Below are 22,324 nucleotides of genomic sequence, written 5' to 3'. Positions count from 1 at the left end.
TCACCGGGACAGGAGATCTATTGAATGTCTGAAGCAACTGGCAAGAAAGCCGTTTTACAGCTTGATGGCAAAGAAATTGAATTACCAATTTACAGCGGCACATTGGGCCCAGATGTAATCGACGTTAAAGATGTGTTGGCCGCAGGTCACTTCACTTTTGATCCTGGTTTTATGGCTACTGCTGCGTGCGAGTCTAAAATCACTTTCATCGATGGTGGTAAAGGTGTTCTTCTGCACCGTGGTTATCCAATTGACCAGCTTGCAACTAAAGCAGATTACCTTGAAACCTGCTACCTGTTGTTAAACGGTGAACTTCCTACTGCTGAACAGAAAGTAGAGTTTGACGCTAAAGTACGCAACCACACTATGGTTCACGATCAGGTTAGCCGTTTCTTCAATGGTTTCCGTCGTGATGCTCACCCAATGGCGATCATGGTTGGTGTTGTAGGCGCACTTTCTGCGTTCTATCACAACAACTTAGACATTGAAAATGTTGATCACCGCGAAATTACAGCAATTCGCTTAATTGCTAAAGTTCCTACGCTTGCTGCGTGGAGCTACAAGTACACTGTTGGTCAACCATTCATGTATCCGCGTAACGACTTAAGCTACGCTGAAAACTTCCTGTATATGATGTTTGCTACACCTGCAGACAAAGACTACAAAGTTGACCCAATTCTTGCTAAAGCAATGGACCGTATCTTTACGCTTCATGCTGACCATGAACAGAACGCATCTACGTCTACAGTACGTTTAGCTGGTTCTACTGGCGCTAACCCTTATGCATGTATCGCAGCTGGTATCTCTGCACTTTGGGGCCCTGCTCATGGCGGCGCGAACGAAGCTGTTCTTAAGATGCTTGATGAAATCGGCACTGTAGAAAACGTTGCTGACTTCATGGAAAAAGTGAAGACTAAAGAAGTTAAACTGATGGGCTTCGGTCACCGCGTTTATAAAAACTTCGATCCACGTGCGAAAGTAATGAAAGAGACTTGCGACGAAGTGCTTAGCGCGCTTGGTATCAACGATCCACAACTTGCTCTTGCAATGGAACTTGAACGTATTGCGCTTTCTGATGAATACTTCATCAAACGTAACTTATACCCTAACGTAGACTTCTACTCAGGTATCATCCTTAAAGCGATTGGTATCCCAACAGAAATGTTTACTGTAATCTTCGCTCTTGCACGTACAGTTGGCTGGATCAGCCATTGGTTAGAAATGCACAGCGGTCCTTACAAAATCGGTCGTCCACGTCAGCTTTACACTGGTGAAGTTCAGCGTGACATCCAGGGTCGTTAATTCCTCGGAATGATCTGATCTGAAAAGCCGCCCTTTTTGGGCGGTTTTTTTATTGGATTGACGGAACAGCTTCTGATTTTATGCACGCAATCATTGATGAATCATCAAAGCTGCGACCATAAAAAAGCCCTGAATCATGTCAGGGCTTTAAAAGATTGCGCTTTTTCAGTTATGAACCAATATTGTACTGGTTCAGATCCATTTCTTTCAGACGGTTTTTCAACTCAGTCAATGACCACGGCCAGGCTGCAAAGTTACGACCATTCTGATCCAGATAATAAGACTTACAGCCACCCGCATTAAATACGGTCGTTTTCAGGTGTTTCTGAACTTTCAGGTTGTGGTAACGCACTACATCACGTTTAATTTCAAAACGGGTGAATTTCTGTGCTTTCATTTTCAGCAGACCATTGACGATATAATCAACCTGCGCCTCTGCAATTCCAATAAACGAGTCATATACAAGAATATTTGGACCCAGTACCAGGAATGCATTCGGTACATTTTCAATGCTCGCACCCAGGTATGCTTCAGGTGAACTGTCTTTCCAGCGGTCTGCCAGGACTTGACCATCTGCATCGTAAACACGCTTACCGATTGGAGGATGTGATACTTCAAAGCCTGTCCCCAGGATAATCACATCAACTTCATGACGCTCACCATTGGCAGCAATGACAGTATTACCATCAATCTCAACCAGACCATGTGGAATCAGGCTGACATTGTCCTGCTGTAAAGCCGGATAATAGTTGTTTGCAAACAGCAGACGCTTACAGCCAATATCAAAATTCGGAGTTACATTTTTACGTAATTCATCATCACTGATCTGAAGTTTCAGAAGCTGACGGCTCAGGAAATTTACCGGTTTCAGCACTTTTGGATGACGCAGACCAAAGTTAATGCCATTTAAAATCTGCACAATACTCTGACGCCATGTTTCCTGAATGACCGGAAATTTGCCAATCACACTTTTCGCGGTCTCATTCAGATCCATATCTGCTTTTGGCAATACCCACGGCGCAGTCCGCTGGAACACCAGCAGCTGTTTTGCCAAAGGCTGTACCTGAGGAACAAACTGGATCGCTGAAGCCCCTGTTCCAATCACAGCAATACGCTTACCGCTTAGATCATAATCATGGTTCCAGCGGGCTGAATGGAACATTTCCCCTTTAAAGGTTTCTATTCCTTTAATTTTTGGTGTGGATGGCTCAGTAATTGGCCCCGTTGTAAAGACAACTGTTTTCGCCTGATACGGACCTTTGGATGTTTCCAAAGTCCAGATATGTTTCGATTCATCCCATCGGGCACTGATCAGCTCGTTGTTCAGTTCAATTTTTCCGCCTAAATCAAACTTCTCCACAACTTCTTCAAGGTAGCTCAGAATTTCCGGCTGCTTGGCAAAAAGATGGCTCCATTTGTGACTCGGCGAAAAAGAAAATGAATAAACAGCAGAAGGGACATCACAGCCACAACCCGGATAGTTGTTATCACGCCATGTACCACCGACACGTGCGGCTTTTTCCAGTACGATATAGTCGTGATAACCCGCCTGATTCATTTTATAAGCAGCAGCAATCCCTGAAATACCTGCACCGACAACAATAGTGTCATAGACATGCACAGGAACCTGTTTAGCTTCGGTGGCTGTCTGCTTTGGCTCAGCGACTTTTTTAGCAGTTACTTCAGGTGCAGCATCCGCTTTTTTCTCTGGCTGTGCTTCCTGTTTCACTTCAGCTTTGACTGGTGCTTTTTTTGGCTCTACAGGAGCTTTGTCAGCTTTTACCACTGGTTTTTCCTGAACAGGCTTTACTGCTTTTTCTTCAGCAGCAGGCTGAGTCACCTGTTTTACTTCTTCAAGTGTGGTCTGAGTCGATTTTTTTGTTGCCTTTTCTTCTTCTGGCAAAACGTCCAATGTGGTTTCAGTTGTCATCTTCTTAATCTCAATCCATATTTTATTTCATAAATTTATTAAAAACGGGATACCCGATACCCAGCATTTTGGTATACATCCCAGGCGAAGCACGTTTCATTAACCAGAACAGTTTGGCATCAGGCTGCGGAATGGTATAAAGCTTTCCAGCATCCAGATTATTCAGCGTTTTGATCACAACTTTTTCACTGGTCGTGAAAGCATGATTCATGAGTAAATCATCTGCGATGCCTGCATACTGACCCGGTAACCGACCATTTTTCATAATATTGGTTGGAACCAGTGTCGGGCACAGCACATTGACACGGATTTTATCTTTGCGCAGTTCAGCTGACAGCGTTTCAGACAGTGCAAGCACACTCGACTTGGTGACGTTATATGCTGTCATTTCAGGTGCAGCGGTATAACCTGCTGCTGAAGCAACATTGATAATCGCGCCATAACCCTGTTTTTTAAATTTAGGCACGAAGTAATGACAACCGTGGATCACTCCCCACAGGTTGACATTCATACACCACTTCCAGTCATCCAGGGACACTTCATCAAACTTCCCACCCAGACCGACACCTGCGTTATTAATCATAAGTGTCACAGGATGCCCCATCAGCTGTTCAGCCTGTTCTGACAATGCCTCGACCTGCTCTTTAACACCCACATCACATTTCAGTGCATAAGCCTTTGCAGAAGTCTGAGACTCAATCTGCTGTACAGTTTCCTTCGCTGCATCCAGGTTAATGTCCGCACAGACTATAGTTCCACCCCGTTTTGCCAGCTCCATGGCAAAACTGCGACCAATTCCGCTTCCTGCACCTGTTACAACTGCATAAGCATTTTGCGACGGTTTAATTTTTTTTGTAAAAAGTCCCATTTACTACATCCATTTAATTAATTTTTTAAATACGTAAAGAATTTTTAAATACGTAAAGCAGGAATAAATTCCTTGGTCATATAAGGCGTCAACAAGCCCGTTTCCGGATGCAGCAATTTTTCCTTATAGTATTCAAGAAAATCTGTTGTATCGTGGTCATTTGGATGGAAGTCAGGACGTAAATAATCAAAGATATGTTTAAAGCTACTGCCATAAACACCATCTTTCAGTCCAAAAATAAGTCTGAAGTTATACGGAATTTCCTTCCAGTATTTCAGGCTGATCAGATTTTTTGGGTTACGGTAAAACGGCACAATAAATGAAGCCGCAGAAATCAGGACAAGAATGGTGATCAATGCCGGGAAGAATCCTGCTATACGCAATGCATAGTTGTTGGACAGATGCTGAAACACATCAAAGGCAATATCTTTATGTTCAGACTCTTCAAGCATGTGCCACATCCAGATGGCGCGCTGTTTTTCATCGGTTGAACGGAAGAATATTTCTTCGTGATTCATCATGTATTCTGCAAGTACCGCAGTAAAATGCTCAATCCCTGCCATCAGTGACAGTTTCATTGGCTGAGGCAGACGCTCAAACCCATATTTAAAAACATAGCCCGCCAGAAAACGGAACAGCTCGACCGGCAGATCACGCTCTCTATAGGCATCATTCATTTCTTCATGCATTTTTGAATGAATCGCTTCCTGACCAATCAGAGATGTTACCCGCTGCTTTAACAGTGGATCATTAATAAAGTCACGATGATAACGCGCTGTATCAATCACAAGGTCTTCACCACGGGTCAAAAAAATGGATAAAGATGCAAAATAGGCACTTGCCAGCTCAGCATTCATATAAAACTTTGGATCCAGTTTCTCTGGTTCAAAGTCAAATTTCATATGACGGATTGGAATAATAGGAGACTGCTTATCCAGACTGAATGGTGCTGCTGCAAAAACTTTTGCTGCTGCTTTTTTTAAAGGTTTGGCTAATAACATGGCGCATACTCTTCATTTAATTTATGGAAATCCGTTCCTGCAAAATGAGTCTCAGATCACCTTTTTTTGAGTAAAACTCTACTTTGATGAAATCAAATTAAAGGATGTTTTGTCCATTTCCATTAGCAATAAAAGCCATTCAACTTGCAATTTATGACATCCCAACATTCCTGTCAGACAATTTTTATCGCAACAAACCTCTATTAACAAGAAATGTCCCTTATGCACATATCTGTTGTTTTTATTCATTTAAAATTTCATTTTTATTGTGTATTTCTTTCCAAAAACTACAGTGAAAATAAGTCAGTTTTATGAAGATTATCAGGCACAGCCTCATGCTCAAAGAGCAGCTGATATCAGAAAAATCAACGAAGCGATCCTATAAAATCAGCATTGAAAACCTGCCTGCGCAACCAAACAGAATGACATAAAAAAGACCGAAGCACTTCTGCTTCAGTCTCACGTAACAACAGTCAAAACCCTAAAGTTTAAGAGCGCAGTGCCGGAGTAAATTCCTTAATAAAATATTCAGCCAGTAAACCATTTTCAGGATTCAACAGCTTTTCTTTATAGTACTCCAGGTACTCTGTCGTATCATGATCGTTCGGATGAAAGTCAGGACGTAAATAATCAAAAATATGTCCTAAAGAGCTGCCAAATACCCCATTTTTCAGACCAAACAGCAAATCCCAGCTGCCTTTAGCTTCTATCCAGAAATCGGGGCTGACTACATTGAATGGACGACGCAGAAAAGGTAAAAACAGTGCCCCTGCTCCAACTCCCAGCCCTAAGGTCACCAGAGCAATAAAGAAGCCTGCGACACGCAATGGATAATTGGCTGACAGCACCTGATAGGTATCATAAGCAATATCTTTATGCTCAGATTCTTCCATCATATGCCATAACCACAGCGCACGGGTTTTATCATCAAGTGAGTGATTGAATATCTCTTCATGCGTCATTGCATATTCAGCAAATACAGCCGTGAAATGTTCAATTCCTGCCATCATGGATAATTTAAGTGGCTGTGGAAATTTTAAAAATGTCCGGTTGAACACCTGCTCAGCCAAAAAGCGGTACAGGCGCACAGGGATATTGTTGGGAATCATAATCTCGTTATATTCATTATGAATCTTTGAGTGAATCGCCTCCTGACCAATCAGACTCGTCAGCCGCTGTTTCAGAACAGGGTCCTGGATCTGATCACGGTGATGCCGTGCGGTCTCAATCACCAGATCTTCGCCATACGTCAAAAAAATGGATAAAGCCGCAAAGTATGCAGTCGCCCATTCTTTCTGCATGAAAAATTTCACATCCAGTTCTCTGGGCGTAAAATTAAATTTAAAATGACGGATAGGTACAACAGGTGTCTGTTTTTCCAGATCAACAGATACACCCGCATGTACAACTCTGGATATAAGCGATTTAATCGGCTTTGCTAACAACATGTCTGCATACTCATTTTTTAAATCATGGTTCAGACCCGAATAAATCAAAATAAATAATGAAAATTAACTGATTCATTGAAGTCAAATTTATTAGAAAAATTACACTATGCACTGATCTGCTCAGTTAGCAAAACTGATCATTTCACTGGCATCTTGTGCCTTTACGCGGGTATTTTGAGCTGTTATTCCCTGAACTTTCTTCTATTGATACATTCTGTCCTTAAATGACTTTTTAAGATTTTTTTATGAAATTCAATACATTTATCCAACCGATAAATACAGCTCCAAAAAATGAACTGGAAACAGACTCCATAAAACTGAAAGTGCTAAAATACCCAGCGTGCAGAATCAGTTTTTGAATGGTGAATTGCTGAATGTTAAAAATTTATAGCTTGCTGTTCAGGCTGTTCAGAATGGAACAGTTCAAGGTTCGTCATCTCACGCCAGGTGAAATTGAAATCAGTCAGCAGGTTTTTGGCAATCTGATTGATTATGCTCAGGTCAGAGTCATGAATCACCCATATTTACCCTGGCAACCCGTCGGTATATTTATGGCTCCAGATGGATATATTCACTTAAAAGATGCTGATTTCTGTGAGGATTTTTCCTGCTTAAGCCTAGGCTCTCAAGCAGTGTTCATTCATGAAATGGCGCATGTCTATCAGTATCAGCGTCAGATCAATGTGCTGCTTAAGGGTGCTTTTTTACAGTCTGCACTCTACCTCAGTTTAGGCAAATACAACCCTTATCACTACACCCTGAAAAAAGGGAAAGATTATTTTGACTACAACATTGAACAACAGGGCGATATTGCGAAAGATATTTATTTAAAACGGATTGAAAATATTATTCTGAATAAAGATAAATCACCCCATTCATCATGAAATAATCCAGGCTTAAAAACACAAAATGTGACTTGATTCACACAAATATCTCAAAGCTTTTCTTTTCTGATACATACGCAAAAATTATTGAAAAATCAAAAGTTTCCATCAAAAAAATCACCAGATTCATGAGAGCTTTGACGCTATCAGGAATAAACTTGATGAACCACTGGATTATCATGTTTTTTTAGTTAAAATACTCATTGTCTGAAATTTTTGCCTTGCAAGAAAATAGAGATTTTCTAATCATTCTTTGATGATTTTATAGATTCGCCTTTTGGCAATATATGTGATGTCTGTATATGCTTTTGTTGGATAACTATATTACATAAATCAACAGATTGTATATAAATCAACCTATTGGAACAGGATCCTGTTTAAATGAAAAGTTTTAAAATTGCTCTCTCGCAATTCTCTCCATACACTGGTGATATCGACGCTAATGTTCAGAAAATGATTGGACTAGCTAATGATGCAAAAAAACAGAATGCTGATCTGATTATTTTTCCTGAGCTGTCCACGGTAGGTTATCCAGCAGAAGATCTGCTGCTGCGCCCAAGTCTAGCTCAACGTACGCAACTGGCTTTTGATCAGCTGAAAACGGTAAAAGACATTGTCATGGTATTCGGTTTTGTCAATCAGACTGAAGATGGTCAGCGTTATAATGCGGCAGCCGTGATGAAAGATGGACGGATCCTGGGTGTGTATAACAAACAGAATCTTCCAAACTATGGCGTATTTGATGAAAAACGCTATTTTTCAGAAGGTCATCAGCACCTGGTTTTTGAATATCTGGGACATAAATTTGGTGTCCTCATCTGTGAAGATGTCTGGTCCTTAAAAACAGTTCAGCAACTTGCGCAACTGAATGTGGAAACAGCACTGGTTCTGAATGCATCACCTTATGAAGTCGGTAAACCTCAGCACCGTATTGACACGATGTCAGCACTGGCAAAAGAGCTGAACATCAATGTCGTCTACACCAACCAGGTAGGTGGACAGGATGACCTTGTATTTGATGGCACAAGCTTTGTAATCAATCAGAACGGTCAGGTGGCTGTACAGGCACCCTGCTTTGCTGAAAGCCTGTATTTCGCTGAATATGATGCTGAACAGAAAGCATATAAAACAGGTGAAATCACTGCTGTACCTGGCACCATGGCAGAAATTTACCAGAGCCTGGTGCTGGCAACCCGTGACTATGTTCAGCGCTCTGGATTTCCAGGTGTGATATTAGGTCTGTCTGGGGGGATCGACTCAGCTCTGACACTGGCAATTGCAGTGGATGCGATTGGGGCAGATAAAGTTCAGGCAGTCATGATGCCATACACCTATACAGCTCAGATCAGCGTTGAAGATGCTGCTGAACAGGCTAAAAGTTTAGGCATCACTTTTGGTATTGCCGAAATTAATCCTGTGGTCAACAGCTTCATGCAGACGCTTTATCCATTTTTTGGAAACAGCCCTGCGGACGCAACAGAAGAAAATCTGCAGGCGCGTACCCGTGGCACACTGCTGATGGGTTTATCCAATAAATTTGGCAACCTGGTTCTGTCCACAGGAAACAAATCAGAACTGTCCGTCGGTTACTGCACGCTCTATGGCGATATGGTCGGTGGCTTTGCGGTACTGAAAGATGTCTATAAAACCATTGTGTTTGAACTGGCTAAATACCGTAACAGCATTTCAGAGACTCCTGTAATTCCTGAGCGTGTCATAACCCGCCCGCCTTCTGCTGAGCTTCGCCCAGATCAGAAAGATCAGGACTCATTACCGCCTTATGACGTACTCGATGCCATTCTTTATGCTTATATCGAAGAAGATCAGAGCCAGGATGACATTATTGCCAAAGGTTTTGAACGTGAGATTGTTGAGAAAGTCATTAAACTCGTTGACCGTAACGAATATAAACGCCGTCAGGGAGCAATTGGTCCACGTATCACTTCCCGCGCATTCAGCCGTGAACGTCGTTATCCAATCGTAAATGGATGGAAACCAGGTGTCTGAGGCCCAGGGCTTCGCTCAGAAACTTGCTCAGGCACTTTTGCTTGAGCAGGTTCGTTTCAGCCGTGAAAAACTGCTGAATTCGAATGATCCTGCATATATTCATCAGTTTATAAAGCAGATCTATACACATTCAGATCAGATACAGCTGAATCAGATCATTCAGGTCAAAACCCTGCATCAGGTTGTTCAGAAATATGCTTTTGAACTGAATCTGGGTGCAGATATTCTTGAATTTATCGGTGCAGTAGCACAGAAAATTCACCATTACGCCAGCAACAGCCCCAAAGAATTCAATGACTTTCTTTCTGATGAAGTCTTTGAACTGTGGATGCATAAAATTCTGGAATTACACCAGGTACGCCACTATATTCAGGAAAACTTACAAACCAATCCTCAGGTACAACAGGTCAGCCTGCAACTCGCCAATCAGATTCTGGAAAGTAATACCCCCTGGCTGGACTATTTACGCAAACTGAATATCAAAGAAAAAGGACTGGGTTCCAGAGTCATCAGTTTTATTCAGGACCAGCAGCAGCAGTTTGAAATTAAACTCGAACAGCAACTGGCGCATACCCTGGTGAAACAACTCGGGAAAATCATTCTGCTCCCTGAAGAAGAACTGGCAGACATTACACTGCATATCTGGTCGGATATCAAAAAGCGCACGCTGAAGGAAACATTTTCTCAGTTTCAGCCCATCGACTTTGAAGAGTTTTTCATTCTGGTCTATGAAACATGGAAAGAATTACGTGAAACGGAATACATGCAGCAGTTAATTCTGAACATTGTCGATGCGTTTTATGAATATTTTGGAGAATACACACTACAGGAAATGCTGCATGCAGTCGGTCTGACACTGGATGATCTGTATGCTGAGGCAGAGCGTTTTTTACCGTACAGCTTAAAAGCACTGCATGACAAAAACCTGCTGGACGGTATTATTCAGACACTGATTCAGCCCTTTTATATGGATGAGCAGACACATAAATTCATTGAAAGATTTATGGCTGAAAACTCAAAATAAACGCCTGATTTTTTTATATTTATATTAAGCACAAAAAAAGAGACCAAGCTGAGAGCTTGGTCTTTTAAAATGGTGGCTATGACGGGACTTGAACCTGTGACCCCCGCATTATGAGTGCGGTGCTCTAACCAACTGAGCTACATAGCCATAAACTGTGTGCGCATTATCTTAAGTTACAGCACTATCGTCAAGCCAGTTTTTACTTCAATGCTCAGACTTTAAACAAAAACCATTCTTTTGATGAAAAATAAAACACATTTCATTAATTTTATTAGGCAATATAAACATTTAGCCTGAGGGGTCTGTATGAAACTTAAATTCCTGTCTTTGCTGCTTATGTTGCCACTGGTGACAGCCTGCCAGCTCATCAGCCCAGTATTTGTTGACTATAACGGTGTCCGTATGGATGTTGCCCGATGGATCAACACTCAGACCCTGCTGAGTATGCAGCAGAAAAGAAGCCTGGTTCAGCTCAGTAAGGCGCAACAGCGGCTTTACCGTATAAACGAAGCATCTGAAAGCATACAGCAGGAAATCGCCATACAGAATGCTGTCGCATTTCAATGCGCACGGCGAAACGTATCAGAGCGGAAAATCAGACAACTGCAGGATCAGGTACTGGATGAAAACAGACAGCAATACCTGAAAGTTCTGAATCAGCAACTGGATGGATTAAAACTCGACCCGACTACGGTTCATTGTGAATAATTTTTTATTCTGTCCATCTGATCAGGCCGTAAATGCCATCCATTACAGTATTCATCAACAGGTATAGCCCAATAAGTGATAATCACCGTTAGAAACCAAAAGGAAAATATGGTATCTGGAATACAGACTCAAAGTTGTGTTCGATGAGCCTGCCCTTCATCATAAACAACATGGATTTTACAAATGTATGCATATTGAGCTGATCACAAAAGATAGAGCTGTACGCATACTCAGTATTTTTAAACCCCTGAAAATCACTTTCAATGATGATCACCAGGAAGACTATCAGATCAACTCAGCCCTGATTTTGAATGGCTATACAATTTACTGAAACTGAAAGATATGAAGAACGAAGACATTCATTTTAAACAGCTTTGCTATGATGTAAGTGCAGAATAACTTATAAAAAGTAAGTGCAAAAAAGGCGAAAACTTACACATAAATCAGATACTCAAAGAGAAACTGAATTTAAAGATAAAAAAAGACCACGTTTAGGAACGTGGTCTGAAAAATGGTGGCTATGACGGGACTTGAACCTGTGACCCCCGCATTATGAGTGCGGTGCTCTAACCAACTGAGCTACATAGCCAAAAACTGTGGGCGCATTATCTGCTGATATTAAATCAACGTCAAGCATTATCACGCAGTATTTGTATAAAATTTAGTGAAGTGAACCGATAAGCCGGGTTCTGTCGAGAACGATCATTCCTCTAGGCGTACAATCACTCATACGCTCAAGCAACCTACCCGGATCCAGCATGGGCCATGCCTATAGGATCCCTATTTGGTCTTGCTTCCGGTGGGGTTTACCATGCCATGAACTGTTACCAGCCATGCGGTGCGCTCTTACCGCACCCTTTCACCCTTACCTCCCATTTCTCCGAAAAGAAACGATATGAAGGCGGTCTACTCTCTGCTGCACTTTCCGTCGGCTCACGCCGCCCAGGCGTTACCTGGCACCTTGCCCTATGAAGCCCGGACTTTCCTCCCCTGCTTCAATCACGGAGATTTCCACAGCAGCGATCGTCTAGCTCACTTCGGGGCGTATCCTAACAAATTTTCCAGCTAATTGCTTGCGCTTTTTTGAGCAATCAGTCTTTTGTACTTTTCCATCAGGTCATCCTGACTTTCCACATGATCAGGATCAAGCGGAATACAATCGACTGGACAGAAAATCTGACACTGGGGTTTATCATGATGTCCAACACATTCTGTACATAAGTCAGGATGGATCTCATAGATCACATCCCCCATAAAAATGGCCTCATTGGGACATACAGGTTCACAGACATCACAATTGATACATTCATCAGTTATATATAAAGACACTCTACCAACCTTGTTGATGCTTACGCTTAAAGGCTTCGACCACCCCCGGTGGTACAAATTTAGCAACATTACCGTTTAAGCGTGCAATTTCCCTGACCATTGTAGAGGAAATAAAGGAAAACTGCTCAGATGGTGTCAAAAACACCGTTTCAAAATGATGATCCAGCTGTCGGTTCATGTTCGCAAGCTGAAACTCATATTCAAAGTCAGAAACAGCCCGCAGACCACGTAATACTGCTGTTGCATTCTGTTCACGGAAAAAATTGACCAGCAGTCCATCAAAACCGACAAATTCAACATTGGGTAAATGGATGAGGGATTCTTTCGCGAGACTCACCCGTTCTTCCAGACTGAATACAGGATTTTTATGATGACCAATCGCAATAGCCACAACCACTTCATCAAACATTTTTGAAGCACGTGCCACCAGATCTACGTGTCCATTGGTAATCGGGTCAAAAGTTCCCGGATATATCACACGAGTTTTAGACATCCATTTGTACTCAGATTTATTTTGTCAGCGCTCATTTTAACAAAAACTTGTTTTTTTGGTGAATAAACTCCATAAATTTGAAAAATCTTCACTATTAAGCCTTTATATCTGATTTACAGTGCGCTCAGACACAGCCTGTACATTTTTAGAGCAACATCCTGATAATTGAATTGTCAGTATGAGCTGTCTGAGGCACAATAGTCTCAATACTGGAATTGATTGATTATGGCGAAAGCAACTGTAGTTAAAAAAAATAATGGCGGCACGATCGCACTGAATAAACGTGCTCGTCATGATTATTTTATCGAAGAAAAATTTGAAGCAGGACTGTCTTTGCAGGGCTGGGAAGTCAAATCCCTGCGTGCAGGACGCATGACACTGGTCGAAAGCTATATTCTGTTAAAAAATGGTGAAGCTTTCCTCTTTGGTGCTCAGATTCAGCCTTTACTGTCGGCATCCACACACATTGTGCCAGAGGCAACCCGAACCCGTAAATTATTGCTGAACCGCAGAGAAATTGAAAAACTGATGGGTGCAGTCAACCAGAAAGGTTATTCCTGTGTGCCACTGGCATGTTACTGGAAAGGTCCTCTGGTTAAACTTGAAATTGCCTTAGTGAAAGGGAAACAGCTGCATGACAAACGTGCGACTGAAAAAGACCGTGACTGGCAACGTGATAAAGCGCGTATTTTTCACAAATAAAATCATTAAAAAAACCTCCTTTTCAGGAGGTTTTTTTAATTCAGACTTCAGCTCAGCAGAACCTCATTCCTCCAGAGCAGTTAGGTGCAAAAGACTGTCCGTTCAGAGTCAGGTTTTTGACATTGAGCTTTAGCGGTGTACTACTCAGATTTAAAGTTCCTACATTGGCTGTCAAGGCTCCAATCCCCAGAAGACCACCAAGATCGTTTGTCTTGGCAGGATTTTTATCCAGGTACTGACTGACTGCCGTAGCGATCTGAGGAAAAAGCTGGTCAATCACGATCAGATCCTGAGGAATAACATCACCAATCTCCACAGGATCTTTTGCAGAAAGCCACCAGCCCCGCTGTGCTGTATCAGCCGCATCTGTTCCTGCCCATTTCACAGCCTGCTTCTGCAGACTTAAGGACATGGCAGAGCTGATCGGGAGGTTATGTATCAGACCCAGTGACTGCTCAAGGGTCAGATCAGCAGTAATACCGGTAATTTTTCCACTCATATAGACATTTTTGAACTGCGAGCCTTTCCCCGCAATAGCACAGGCAAACCATTTACAGGAGGTTACTTCAGCGGTTACTTTGCCTCCTAAACTGTTGATCCCGGTTGGATTACCTGTAACAGGGTCATAAGCTACTGTACCACTTTCCGAAAACCCACTCGAATCATCTCCCAGAATAATATCTGGTACTTTGACCTGAGTAGTCAGCGTGGTGGAAGTCTGGCGTTTACCGTTTACAGCGATTGCAGCAGTAGTGAAAGGATTGTGGAGGATTTCTGGAATATTAAAACCACCAGCTGTGGTCTTAAATGATACTTCAGCAGCTCCCCCAAGTCCTAATGCCTGTAACCTCCCTGTGACAGCGAGATTTCCATACTGGCTGGAACCAAACAGGTTATATCGTGTAGCGGCTGTACTGGCGAGACCATTGATTTTCTGGCTGTTGTCAGACTGTACTTTCATAAATCCAGACAGACTGTTTATACCATTAGGTGTTGAAGTGTTTTCAGTACCTATGGTCAGTAAACCGACCACTTTATCAGCACTTAAGCGAAATCCTACAATTTCCCGGGTTGCTGCGCTGCCCGGATTTTTAACAGCAAACTCCACAAAAGGATTGGTTAACTGAGCAGAAGAACCCACCCGCCCATCACTGGTATTGCTCAGTCCACTCAGGCTGACATTTTCAAGATCAATGTCACACCCTCCTGCACCATTTACCCCTCCACATCCCAACTGAATACGCTTGATATTGGCATTCAGCTCCATCACAGCATCCAGTCCCATTTTATAAAAGCCGATATTTTCAGCTTTCATGGAAGCATGTGCATTTGCAGGATCTGTATAAGTCAGGTTCATCAGTGCAGCGCCATTTATTTCTGACAGCTCTGTATCATTTAACCTGACCAACCCCTCACTGGCATGCACGTGTGCATAAGACATACAGGCTAAACCCAATGTCATGATTACTTTTTTCATTGTTTTATTCCCAACTCAAGTGGACGTCCTTCCTGGATATCTCACTGTTGAAGAATAAAACAATCATTCAATTGAAAAATATAGTTTTTCTGACAGCAACTTAAGAAAACAGGTCAATTACTGCTCAATTGATTAAAAAACATACTGTTTCTTTATTTTTAACAGAATCTCATCCCACCACTACAGTTCGGTGCAAATGACTGTCCATTTAAAGTCAGGTTTTTAACGTTCAGTTTTAACGGCGTATTGCTCAGATTTAAAGTCCCGACATTGGCTGTCAAAGCTCCGAGCTTTAACAATCCTCCGAGGTCATTGGTCTTGGCTGGATTGGTCTCCAGATACTGACTGACCGCTGTAGCGATCTGAGGAAACAGCTGATCAATCACGATCAGATCCTGTGGAATAACATCCCCAATATTTACAGGGTCTTTGGCTGAAAGCCACCAGCCCCGCTGTGCCGTATCAGCAGCATCAGTTCCTGCCCATTTTACAGCCTGCTTCTGCAGACTGAGGGACATTGCAGAGTTGATAGGTAAATTATGAATCAGGCCTAAAGACTGCTGCAGGGTCAGATCGGCGGTGATACCGGTAATTTTCCCACTCATATAGACATTTTCAAACTTGGAACCTTTACCAGCAATCAGACAGGCAAGCCAGCTGCATGAAGTTACCTCAGCGGTCACTTTACCCCCCAATGCCTGAATACCTGTCGGATAGCCTGTCGCTGGATCATAAGTAACCACTCCTCCTTCAGGATAACCACTGGAATCATCTCCTAAAAGAATATCAGGTACTTTCACCTGAGTTGTCAGTATTGTAGAGGTCTGGCGTTTACCATTGACTGCAATCGCAGGTGTTGTAAATGGGTTACGTAAAATTTCAGGAATATTGAAACCACCGGCTGTGGTTTTAAAATCAACTTCAGCAAAACCACCCAGTCCCAACGCCTGTAACCGACCTGTAACGGCAAGATTTCCATATTCGTTTGAACCATACAGGTTATAACGTGTGGCAGCAGTATTCGCGAGACCATTGATTTTCTGACTTTTGTCGTCCGACTGTACTTTCATGAAACCTGAAAGACTATTGATTCCGTTTGGTTTTGACGAATTTTCTGTTCCAATGGTTAACAGCCCCACCACTTTATCCGCACTTAAACGAAAGCCGACAATTTCACGGGCTGCTGCACTGTTCGGATTTTTAATTGCAAATTCCACAAAAGGATTGGTCAATTGTGCCGAGGAGGCAACTCGTCCTGCGCTGGTATCACTGATTCCACTTAAGCTGACATTTTCAAGATCAATATCACAACCACCTGCACCATTGGCTCCACCACAACCCAACTGAATCTTTTTAATATTGGCATTCAGATCCACTACTGCATCGAGACCGAGCTTATAAAATCCAATATTTTCAGCTTTCATTGTCGAGTGTGCATTGGCAGGAGCGGTATAGGCAAGATTCAACAATCCCTTACCCACAACACTGGAAAGCTCAGAGTCATCCATGCTGATTAAGCCTGTCTCTGCATGAGCATATCCAGTCAATGCCAGACAGCATGCAACAAGAGTTGTTTTTTTCATTTTATTATTTAGCCCTTCTACCTGACAACCATCTTCCTGATGGTATATTTCAGCTAAAGACTAAACCACTAAAAAACCACATTCAACAAAATATATGTGACATAAAACACACAATAACTCGGTAAAAATTTCTAAATATCACTTTTACTATACTTTTATACTTATAAATCAGAATACTTATCTGTTTCTACACACCTTTAAAACCTTACTTTTATTTAAAAAATATTAACAATAATACAACAATGGAAGAATTTCAGATTTTCCTGATTTCACTCAATGTGAGTCGAGATGTTTAAGCATTAACAGTACCTGAGTCCACCATAGCAGTTAGGGGCAAAATTCTGAGTTGCCAACTGTAAGTCTTTAATTGGGAAATACAGTGGTTTTGCGGATGAAAGGTCAACCTGTCCTATACTCAAACCTGTAATGAGACAGGTGAACAGCGTACAGGACGGAGCATTTTGTGTTAAATAATCACTGATCTGCGGCACAACCTGCTTCAGGATATCATTGGTCACATCAATGGGATTGGATGGAGTCACCTGACCAATATCAATTTCATCCTCGATTGCCATCCACCAACCACGCTGTGCGGCAACCTCAGCACCAGTCCAGTGAATCTGCTGTTTCTGTAATGACAGCGAGAACGGGTTATTCAGTGGTAATTTATGAATAAAGCCCAGGTCTTCATCAATATCAAGATTTGCTTTCAGGCCTGAAATATAACCTGTTGCATTAATATTGACAGGCAACCAGGATAACAAAGGGTTCTGTACCCTTGCTGTAATTGAACCTCCAAAATTCAGATCTTTAATATCTGCAGTACCCGTCAGTTTGGCTGAAGTCATACGGTTACCAGACAAGGTTGTTCCATTTACTTTTAACGTTGCCTGCGCTGCATCAAGTTGTAAATTATAATTATCCGTTTCAAAGCCATCACGCCATAAATTTCCAATAAATTTAATTTCACCCTTAATTTTCATATTTGTATCAGCATATGACATACCACGTGCTTTTGTTGTGGCAGCACCAGTAGTCTCTTTTATTTTAATTGCACCACTTAAGGTATTGATCCCATTTGGCTGATCAGAGTTTTCTGTACCTGCGGTCAAGAGTCCCATCGCTTTTTCTGCACTTAAACGGAAACCCATAATTTCCCGGGTTGCAGCAGACTGGGGATTTTTAATGGCAAACTGAATAAAAGGATTGGTCAGTTGAGCTGAGGAGTTTACCCTATCGGCACTGGTCTCACCAGGACCACTTAAACTTAAGTTATCAATATCAATGTCACAGTTGCCTGCGCCATTGATACCGCCACAACCCAGTTTCAGACTTTTAATATTGGCATTCAGCTCTACAACAGCATCCAGCCCAAGTTTATAAAAACCGATATTCTGACTCGTCATTGTAGAATGTGCCTGAGCTGGAGTTGTGTATTCAAGCTTAAATAAAGCGGCACCTTCGACCTGAGAAAGCTCACTGTCACTGAGTCCAATTAAACCTGTACCAGTACTTATATCTGCATAAGAATAACCTGAAATAGCCATGCAGCATGCTAACAATGCTTTTTTCATTCCTGCTCAGTCCTTTTTATTTTATATATTCACCATCATCCCGACAGTGCTCAAAAAACAAACTAGACCAATATGAAATCACATGCAACATTCAGTTAAGTGACTAAAATCACTAAATATTGGTATTTTTTGCCAATAAATCTTTTTTTAATCATTAAAAACAATGGAGTAGAATTGCACTAAAACAGCGCAACAATGTTAACTAATTTACTCTTCTTAACAATAGCGCAACATATTCCCCAAACCATTGCGCTGTTTCCAGATCACCAGAAGGTGGTGTGATATCCACAGGTGCATTATCAGACTGCGTCATCAATCCCAGGTAACCTGCCATGCGGTTCAGGTCGGTGGGCTTAATTCCAGTTGGCATCAAGGGTAACCCACTCCACAGCATGCCATGTTGCATAGCAAAGATATTGATCTGCTGAAGAACGGAGAGCTTGTCACCACTCAAACCACCTGAGTTGGTAAAAGCGGCAGCCAGTTTGCCTTGCCAGTCTCTATTTTTCCATCGTCTGGAAGTGGAATCCATGAACATTTTAAAAGGACCAGTCACACTTCCCATATAGGTTGGACTGCCAAAAATAATTGCATCTGCCTGATCCAGGGCATCCCAGTCAATGTGCTCAATATCCATTACAGACACCTGGATACCTGTTTTTTCTGCACCCTGTGCAATAAAGGAAGCAACTTTAGCGGTATGCCCATAAGGACTGTGGTAAACAATGGCAAGAGATTTTGCAGACAATGACATATCAGTTAAAACAGACAAATTTTGTCAAGTTTAACATCTATTCATATTTAAACAATTCCTGAAGTCGCTGTGTATTTCAGTACTAAGTAATTCAATTTTCAGTCTTTCATGATCTTAGGAGTCGTTCAGTTTTTATTTCCCATAAAAACAAAGGTTGCCATACGTCCAGTTTTTGCATGTCTGCGATAGGAAAAATACTCATCAGACTGACGGTATGAACACTGATCACCACCAAGTACAGTCTGTACTCCATGTGCCTTCAGGATAAAACGGGCAATTGCATACAGGTCAGCATAATATTTGCCTGCCTGATCACCCGGTTCAAAGGCACTTTCAAGTTCGGCGTATTTTGAACAGAATGCTGTTTTGACTTCAGTTCCAACTTCAAAACAGGGCTGACTGATGGCAGCTCCCAGCCATGCCCAGTCTGGAGCTGACTTCATTTCAGCAATGGTATTTTCAATAATTCCACCTGCCAGTCCACGCCATCCTGCATGAAGATTGGCAATTTCACTGCCTTCAGTATTCCCCAGAACAACAGGCAGACAGTCTGCGGTCATCATCATCAAGGCATGACCTGCGGTCTGAGTGACCAGTCCATCCCCCTCAGGTGCATCAAAGTAAATATTATTGTTCACAGTACGGCAAATGGTACTGTGTGTCTGAGTCATCCATGTAATTTTTGTGACGCCATAACCGGCAAAGTCTTTGAGCAGTGTCATTCTGTGCTGCTGAACCCGAAGTGCATTGTCACTGACATGCAAGGCAAGATTAAAACCCTCAAGTTCAGGCTGTTCTGAAGGACATGTTTCAGGATGATGCACCCGAGTCTGACCGACATAGATGCCTGCTGGTAATCCCTGCACAAACTGCATATTCAACTCCATTTACCGTCATTTTTACTTTTACACTGGCTGACAGAAAAGGCTGAGCTTCCCTGTCAGTACTGTCTGGTTTTTTGCGCAATCAATACGCTGCATTTTCTGAACGAAGTACATTGACCAGTTCAGCAAAATCTTCAGACCACGGCGCTTCAAACATCATTTCTTCACCTGTACGCGGGTGAATCAAGCCAAGTTTTGCAGCATGTAAAGCCTGCCGTTTAAAGCCACGTAAAGTATCACTCAACAGCTCAGATGCCCCTGCTGGCACCCGTACACGTGACATATAAACAGGGTCACCAACCAGACCAAAGCCGATATAACTGAAATGAACACGGATCTGATGTGTACGTCCTGTTTCAAGACGCGCCTGAACACGGGTAAAATGCTGGAAGCGTTCTTTTACATTGTAATGTGTTACTGCATCACGTCCGCCTGGCAGAATTGCCATTTTTACGCGATCTACAGGATGACGCTTGATGGGTTCATCAATCGTTCCACCTGCAATCATATTGCCATAAACCACCAGGTCATAGACACGGTACACGGACTTACGTGCCAGCTGTTTACTTAAAGAAAACTGGGATTCAAGATTTTTAGCCACCACCAGCAGACCACTGGTGTCTTTATCAATACGGTGTACAAGCCCGGCACGGGTCAGCTCCGCAGATTTCGGATAATGATGCAGCAGTGCATTCACCAGCGTACCGGTATGATTACCTGCACCTGGGTGAACCACCATACCAACCGGTTTATTAATCACAATAATATCATTGTCTTCATAGACAATATTCAGTGGAATATCTTCCGGCTGACTGGCAGTCTGCACTTCCAGTTCAGTTTCAAGTGTCAGCAGTTCATGCCCTTCACACTTATATTTAGGCTTAACAGTGTTACCATTTACCAACAAATGACCTTCTTTCAGCCACTGTTTCAGTTTTTCCCTGGAAAAATCACTCCATACGATGGCAGCGACCTGGTCGATCCGCTGGCCAAGAAAGCTTTCATCCAGTTGAAATTGCAACGATAAACGTGTTGCAGTTGCCTCTGAATTATGATTATCTGCATCCTCAGAATCTTCAAATACATTCAGATCAGTTTCAGGGATAATGGAATTGGAAGATTGTGCTTGGGTCATTTGATCATTCAGACAAAAGTGGTTTAATAGCGCAATTGTAGCTCATTGCCCATATTAACAGAGGAATTTTTATGTCGCTGCCACATTATAAAATTACAATGCTGGTCCTGTCTTTAGGCATTGCATCTGCAATGGTGGGCTGTAGCAGTAATCCAAAAAAAGAAGTGGTGGATACAGGACCGCAGTCCAGTGAACAGGTTTATATGCAGAAAGCAGAAAAAGCCCTGGAACGTGGACAATATACAGATGCTGCAAAATATCTGGAATCGGTGGATACGTATTATCCGACTGGGGACTCTGCACAACAGGCTCAGCTTGAACTGCTGTATGTCAAATTCCAGCAAAAAGATTATGAGGGTGCTGTTGCACTGGCTGACCGTTTTATCCGTCTGAACCCTCAGCATCCAAATGTGGACTATGCTTACTATGTCCGTGGTGTAGCCAATATGGAACAGAATTATGATGCCATTCTGCGTTATACCTCGCTGAAACAGGCTCACCGTGATGTCAGCTACATGAAACTGGCGTATCAGAATTTTGTCGATTTCATTCGCCGTTATCCATCCAGTACCTATGCTGTAGATGCAGCACAGCGTATGAAGTTTATTGGAAATGAACTGGCAGAAAGTGAAATGAATGCTGCCCGTTTCGCCATTAAACGAAAAGCCTTTGTTGCTGCGATTGAGCGTTCACAATGGGTGATCGAACATTTCCCACAGACACCGCAGATTCCTGAAGCACTGGCAACCATTTCTTATGGTTACAGCAAACTCGGAGATCAGGCAATGGCTCAGCAATATGCTGATGTACTGAAACTGAACTATCCGAACCTGGTCAAATCTGATGGAACGGTAAATTTACGTGCAGCCCGTAAAGAAGGCAGCTGGTTCAACCGTGCAACACTGGGAATTTTTGGTCGTGAGGCAAAAAACTCATCTGAAGCTGAAGCAGAGCAACAGTCCGTAACAGAAGAACGCAGTCTGACCAACCGCCTGAGTTTTGGTCTGCTTGACCGTCCTGAAAAGTCAAAAAGTATTCCAGCGCCTGTAGAGGATGCTGCACCAACTGATGCGGCAGCACCTGCGCAATAAATTCAGCTGTACAGTGCATTTTAAGCAAGGGCAAGTTATCATACTTGCCCTTGCTGTTTCTGTACTTTCAATTCTTTTTAAGGTAGCTTAAAAGTTGTACTGAACTGAGAGTAACAGTCTCTCACAGCAC

19 protein-coding genes, 2 tRNA genes and 1 other RNA gene are annotated in these 22,324 nt (G+C 42.4%); 7 read left to right on the top strand and 15 right to left on the bottom strand.

Annotation, left to right across the window (positions count from 1 at the left end; all coding sequences use genetic code 11):
• Positions 1–24: 24 nt before the first annotated feature.
• Positions 25–1,302 (top strand): citrate synthase, encoded by a 1,278-nt coding sequence (gene gltA, locus CDG60_RS05575; protein ID WP_087513468.1) that lies wholly within the window; start codon positions 25–27, stop codon positions 1,300–1,302.
• Between the two features lie 169 nt (positions 1,303–1,471).
• On the opposite strand, the gene CDG60_RS05570 is transcribed toward gltA, so the two are convergent.
• From CDG60_RS05570 to CDG60_RS05555, 4 genes are all read right to left on the bottom strand, one after another.
• Complete coding sequence (locus CDG60_RS05570; RefSeq protein WP_087513469.1) at positions 1,472–3,232, bottom strand: NAD(P)-binding domain-containing protein; 1,761 nt, start codon at positions 3,230–3,232, stop codon at positions 1,472–1,474.
• 22 nt (positions 3,233–3,254) lie between these two features.
• Complete coding sequence (locus CDG60_RS05565; RefSeq protein WP_087513470.1) at positions 3,255–4,100, bottom strand: SDR family NAD(P)-dependent oxidoreductase; 846 nt, start codon at positions 4,098–4,100, stop codon at positions 3,255–3,257.
• Positions 4,101–4,144: 44 nt separating this feature from the next.
• Positions 4,145–5,101 carry a metal-dependent hydrolase gene (locus tag CDG60_RS05560; protein WP_087513471.1) on the bottom strand — a complete coding sequence of 319 codons (957 nt, stop codon included), beginning with the start codon at positions 5,099–5,101 and terminating at the stop codon, positions 4,145–4,147.
• Between the two features lie 488 nt (positions 5,102–5,589).
• Entirely contained in the window at positions 5,590–6,549 is a 960-nt protein-coding gene (locus tag CDG60_RS05555; protein ID WP_087513526.1) for a metal-dependent hydrolase, read from the bottom strand.
• Positions 6,550–6,923: 374 nt separating this feature from the next.
• Here CDG60_RS05555 and CDG60_RS05550 point away from each other — a divergent pair, with 374 nt between their 5' ends.
• From CDG60_RS05550 to CDG60_RS05540, 3 genes are all read left to right on the top strand, one after another.
• Positions 6,924–7,433, top strand: a complete 510-nt coding sequence (locus tag CDG60_RS05550) for a hypothetical protein (protein ID WP_087513472.1) — start codon at positions 6,924–6,926, stop codon at positions 7,431–7,433.
• A 381-nt stretch (positions 7,434–7,814) separates the two neighbouring features.
• Positions 7,815–9,440, top strand: coding sequence for an NAD+ synthase (locus tag CDG60_RS05545; protein WP_087513473.1), 1,626 nt, complete (start codon positions 7,815–7,817; stop codon positions 9,438–9,440).
• Positions 9,433–10,464, top strand: coding sequence for a hypothetical protein (locus CDG60_RS05540; RefSeq protein WP_227542933.1), 1,032 nt, complete (start codon positions 9,433–9,435; stop codon positions 10,462–10,464). The genes CDG60_RS05545 and CDG60_RS05540 overlap by 8 nt, the downstream gene beginning before the upstream one ends.
• A gap of 70 nt (positions 10,465–10,534) precedes the next feature.
• Here CDG60_RS05540 and CDG60_RS05535 read toward each other — a convergent pair.
• Positions 10,535–10,611, bottom strand: a tRNA-Met gene (locus tag CDG60_RS05535).
• 159 nt (positions 10,612–10,770) lie between these two features.
• Between CDG60_RS05535 and CDG60_RS05530 the strand changes: the two genes are divergently transcribed.
• Positions 10,771–11,172 (top strand): hypothetical protein, encoded by a 402-nt coding sequence (locus CDG60_RS05530; protein ID WP_087513475.1) that lies wholly within the window; start codon positions 10,771–10,773, stop codon positions 11,170–11,172.
• A gap of 512 nt (positions 11,173–11,684) precedes the next feature.
• Here CDG60_RS05530 and CDG60_RS05520 read toward each other — a convergent pair.
• From CDG60_RS05520 to coaD, 4 genes are all read right to left on the bottom strand, one after another.
• A tRNA-Met gene (locus tag CDG60_RS05520) sits at positions 11,685–11,761 on the bottom strand.
• Positions 11,762–11,834: 73 nt separating this feature from the next.
• Positions 11,835–12,211: RNase P RNA component class A (gene rnpB, locus CDG60_RS05515), an RNA gene on the bottom strand.
• Positions 12,212–12,237: 26 nt separating this feature from the next.
• A complete protein-coding gene (locus CDG60_RS05510) occupies positions 12,238–12,501 on the bottom strand; it encodes a YfhL family 4Fe-4S dicluster ferredoxin (RefSeq protein ID WP_087513476.1) in 264 nt (87 codons plus the stop codon).
• A gap of 1 nt (position 12,502) precedes the next feature.
• A complete protein-coding gene (gene coaD / locus CDG60_RS05505; RefSeq protein WP_087513477.1) occupies positions 12,503–12,994 on the bottom strand; it encodes a pantetheine-phosphate adenylyltransferase in 492 nt (163 codons plus the stop codon).
• 225 nt (positions 12,995–13,219) lie between these two features.
• On the opposite strand from coaD, the gene smpB reads away from it, so the two are divergent.
• Positions 13,220–13,696 carry an SsrA-binding protein SmpB gene (smpB, locus tag CDG60_RS05500; protein WP_087513478.1) on the top strand — a complete coding sequence of 159 codons (477 nt, stop codon included), beginning with the start codon at positions 13,220–13,222 and terminating at the stop codon, positions 13,694–13,696.
• A gap of 52 nt (positions 13,697–13,748) precedes the next feature.
• On the opposite strand, the gene CDG60_RS05495 is transcribed toward smpB, so the two are convergent.
• The 6 genes from CDG60_RS05495 to rluD all read right to left on the bottom strand — a co-directional run bounded on the left by CDG60_RS05495 (position 13,749) and on the right by rluD (position 21,103).
• Positions 13,749–15,173 (bottom strand): hypothetical protein, encoded by a 1,425-nt coding sequence (locus CDG60_RS05495; protein WP_087513479.1) that lies wholly within the window; start codon positions 15,171–15,173, stop codon positions 13,749–13,751.
• Between the two features lie 158 nt (positions 15,174–15,331).
• The gene (locus CDG60_RS05490; RefSeq protein ID WP_087513480.1) at positions 15,332–16,756 is read right to left on the bottom strand and encodes a hypothetical protein; all 1,425 of its coding nucleotides are present in this window, start codon (positions 16,754–16,756) and stop codon (positions 15,332–15,334) included.
• A gap of 299 nt (positions 16,757–17,055) precedes the next feature.
• Entirely contained in the window at positions 17,056–18,330 is a 1,275-nt protein-coding gene (locus tag CDG60_RS05485) for a hypothetical protein (RefSeq protein WP_087513481.1), read from the bottom strand.
• A 202-nt stretch (positions 18,331–18,532) separates the two neighbouring features.
• On the bottom strand, positions 18,533–19,084 hold the full coding sequence (locus CDG60_RS05480) for a flavodoxin family protein (protein ID WP_087513482.1): 552 nt from the start codon (positions 19,082–19,084) through the stop codon (positions 18,533–18,535).
• 125 nt (positions 19,085–19,209) lie between these two features.
• Positions 19,210–19,959, bottom strand: a complete 750-nt coding sequence (pgeF, locus tag CDG60_RS05475) for a peptidoglycan editing factor PgeF (RefSeq protein ID WP_087513483.1) — start codon at positions 19,957–19,959, stop codon at positions 19,210–19,212.
• A gap of 91 nt (positions 19,960–20,050) precedes the next feature.
• Positions 20,051–21,103 (bottom strand): 23S rRNA pseudouridine(1911/1915/1917) synthase RluD, encoded by a 1,053-nt coding sequence (rluD, locus tag CDG60_RS05470; protein ID WP_087513484.1) that lies wholly within the window; start codon positions 21,101–21,103, stop codon positions 20,051–20,053.
• Between the two features lie 71 nt (positions 21,104–21,174).
• Here rluD and bamD point away from each other — a divergent pair, with 71 nt between their 5' ends.
• On the top strand, positions 21,175–22,194 hold the full coding sequence (gene bamD, locus CDG60_RS05465; RefSeq protein WP_087513485.1) for an outer membrane protein assembly factor BamD: 1,020 nt from the start codon (positions 21,175–21,177) through the stop codon (positions 22,192–22,194).
• The last annotated feature ends 130 nt before the right edge of the window (positions 22,195–22,324 follow it).

This window comes from Acinetobacter chinensis, from assembly GCF_002165375.2.
GTDB lineage: Bacteria > Pseudomonadota > Gammaproteobacteria > Pseudomonadales > Moraxellaceae > Acinetobacter > Acinetobacter chinensis.
The sequence above is the reverse complement of the archived record's forward strand: the minus strand, read 5'-3'. Positions and strand labels throughout refer to the sequence as shown.

What these genes read in the sequence shown, in the direction of transcription:
- gltA (WP_087513468.1), top strand. Translation starts at nt 25, where the DNA reads ATGTCTGAAGCAACTGGCAAGAAAGCCGTTTTACAGCTTGATGGCAAA.
- CDG60_RS05570 (WP_087513469.1), bottom strand. Translation starts at nt 3,232, where the DNA reads ATGACAACTGAAACCACATTGGACGTTTTGCCAGAAGAAGAAAAGGCA.
- CDG60_RS05565 (WP_087513470.1), bottom strand. Translation starts at nt 4,100, where the DNA reads ATGGGACTTTTTACAAAAAAAATTAAACCGTCGCAAAATGCTTATGCA.
- CDG60_RS05560 (WP_087513471.1), bottom strand. Translation starts at nt 5,101, where the DNA reads ATGTTATTAGCCAAACCTTTAAAAAAAGCAGCAGCAAAAGTTTTTGCA.
- CDG60_RS05555 (WP_087513526.1), bottom strand. Translation starts at nt 6,549, where the DNA reads ATGTTGTTAGCAAAGCCGATTAAATCGCTTATATCCAGAGTTGTACAT.
- CDG60_RS05550 (WP_087513472.1), top strand. Translation starts at nt 6,924, where the DNA reads ATGTTAAAAATTTATAGCTTGCTGTTCAGGCTGTTCAGAATGGAACAG.
- CDG60_RS05545 (WP_087513473.1), top strand. Translation starts at nt 7,815, where the DNA reads ATGAAAAGTTTTAAAATTGCTCTCTCGCAATTCTCTCCATACACTGGT.
- CDG60_RS05530 (WP_087513475.1), top strand. Translation starts at nt 10,771, where the DNA reads ATGAAACTTAAATTCCTGTCTTTGCTGCTTATGTTGCCACTGGTGACA.
- coaD (WP_087513477.1), bottom strand. Translation starts at nt 12,994, where the DNA reads ATGTCTAAAACTCGTGTGATATATCCGGGAACTTTTGACCCGATTACC.
- smpB (WP_087513478.1), top strand. Translation starts at nt 13,220, where the DNA reads ATGGCGAAAGCAACTGTAGTTAAAAAAAATAATGGCGGCACGATCGCA.
- CDG60_RS05495 (WP_087513479.1), bottom strand. Translation starts at nt 15,173, where the DNA reads ATGAAAAAAGTAATCATGACATTGGGTTTAGCCTGTATGTCTTATGCA.
- CDG60_RS05490 (WP_087513480.1), bottom strand. Translation starts at nt 16,756, where the DNA reads ATGAAAAAAACAACTCTTGTTGCATGCTGTCTGGCATTGACTGGATAT.
- CDG60_RS05485 (WP_087513481.1), bottom strand. Translation starts at nt 18,330, where the DNA reads ATGAAAAAAGCATTGTTAGCATGCTGCATGGCTATTTCAGGTTATTCT.
- CDG60_RS05480 (WP_087513482.1), bottom strand. Translation starts at nt 19,084, where the DNA reads ATGTCATTGTCTGCAAAATCTCTTGCCATTGTTTACCACAGTCCTTAT.
- pgeF (WP_087513483.1), bottom strand. Translation starts at nt 19,959, where the DNA reads ATGCAGTTTGTGCAGGGATTACCAGCAGGCATCTATGTCGGTCAGACT.
- rluD (WP_087513484.1), bottom strand. Translation starts at nt 21,103, where the DNA reads ATGACCCAAGCACAATCTTCCAATTCCATTATCCCTGAAACTGATCTG.
- bamD (WP_087513485.1), top strand. Translation starts at nt 21,175, where the DNA reads ATGTCGCTGCCACATTATAAAATTACAATGCTGGTCCTGTCTTTAGGC.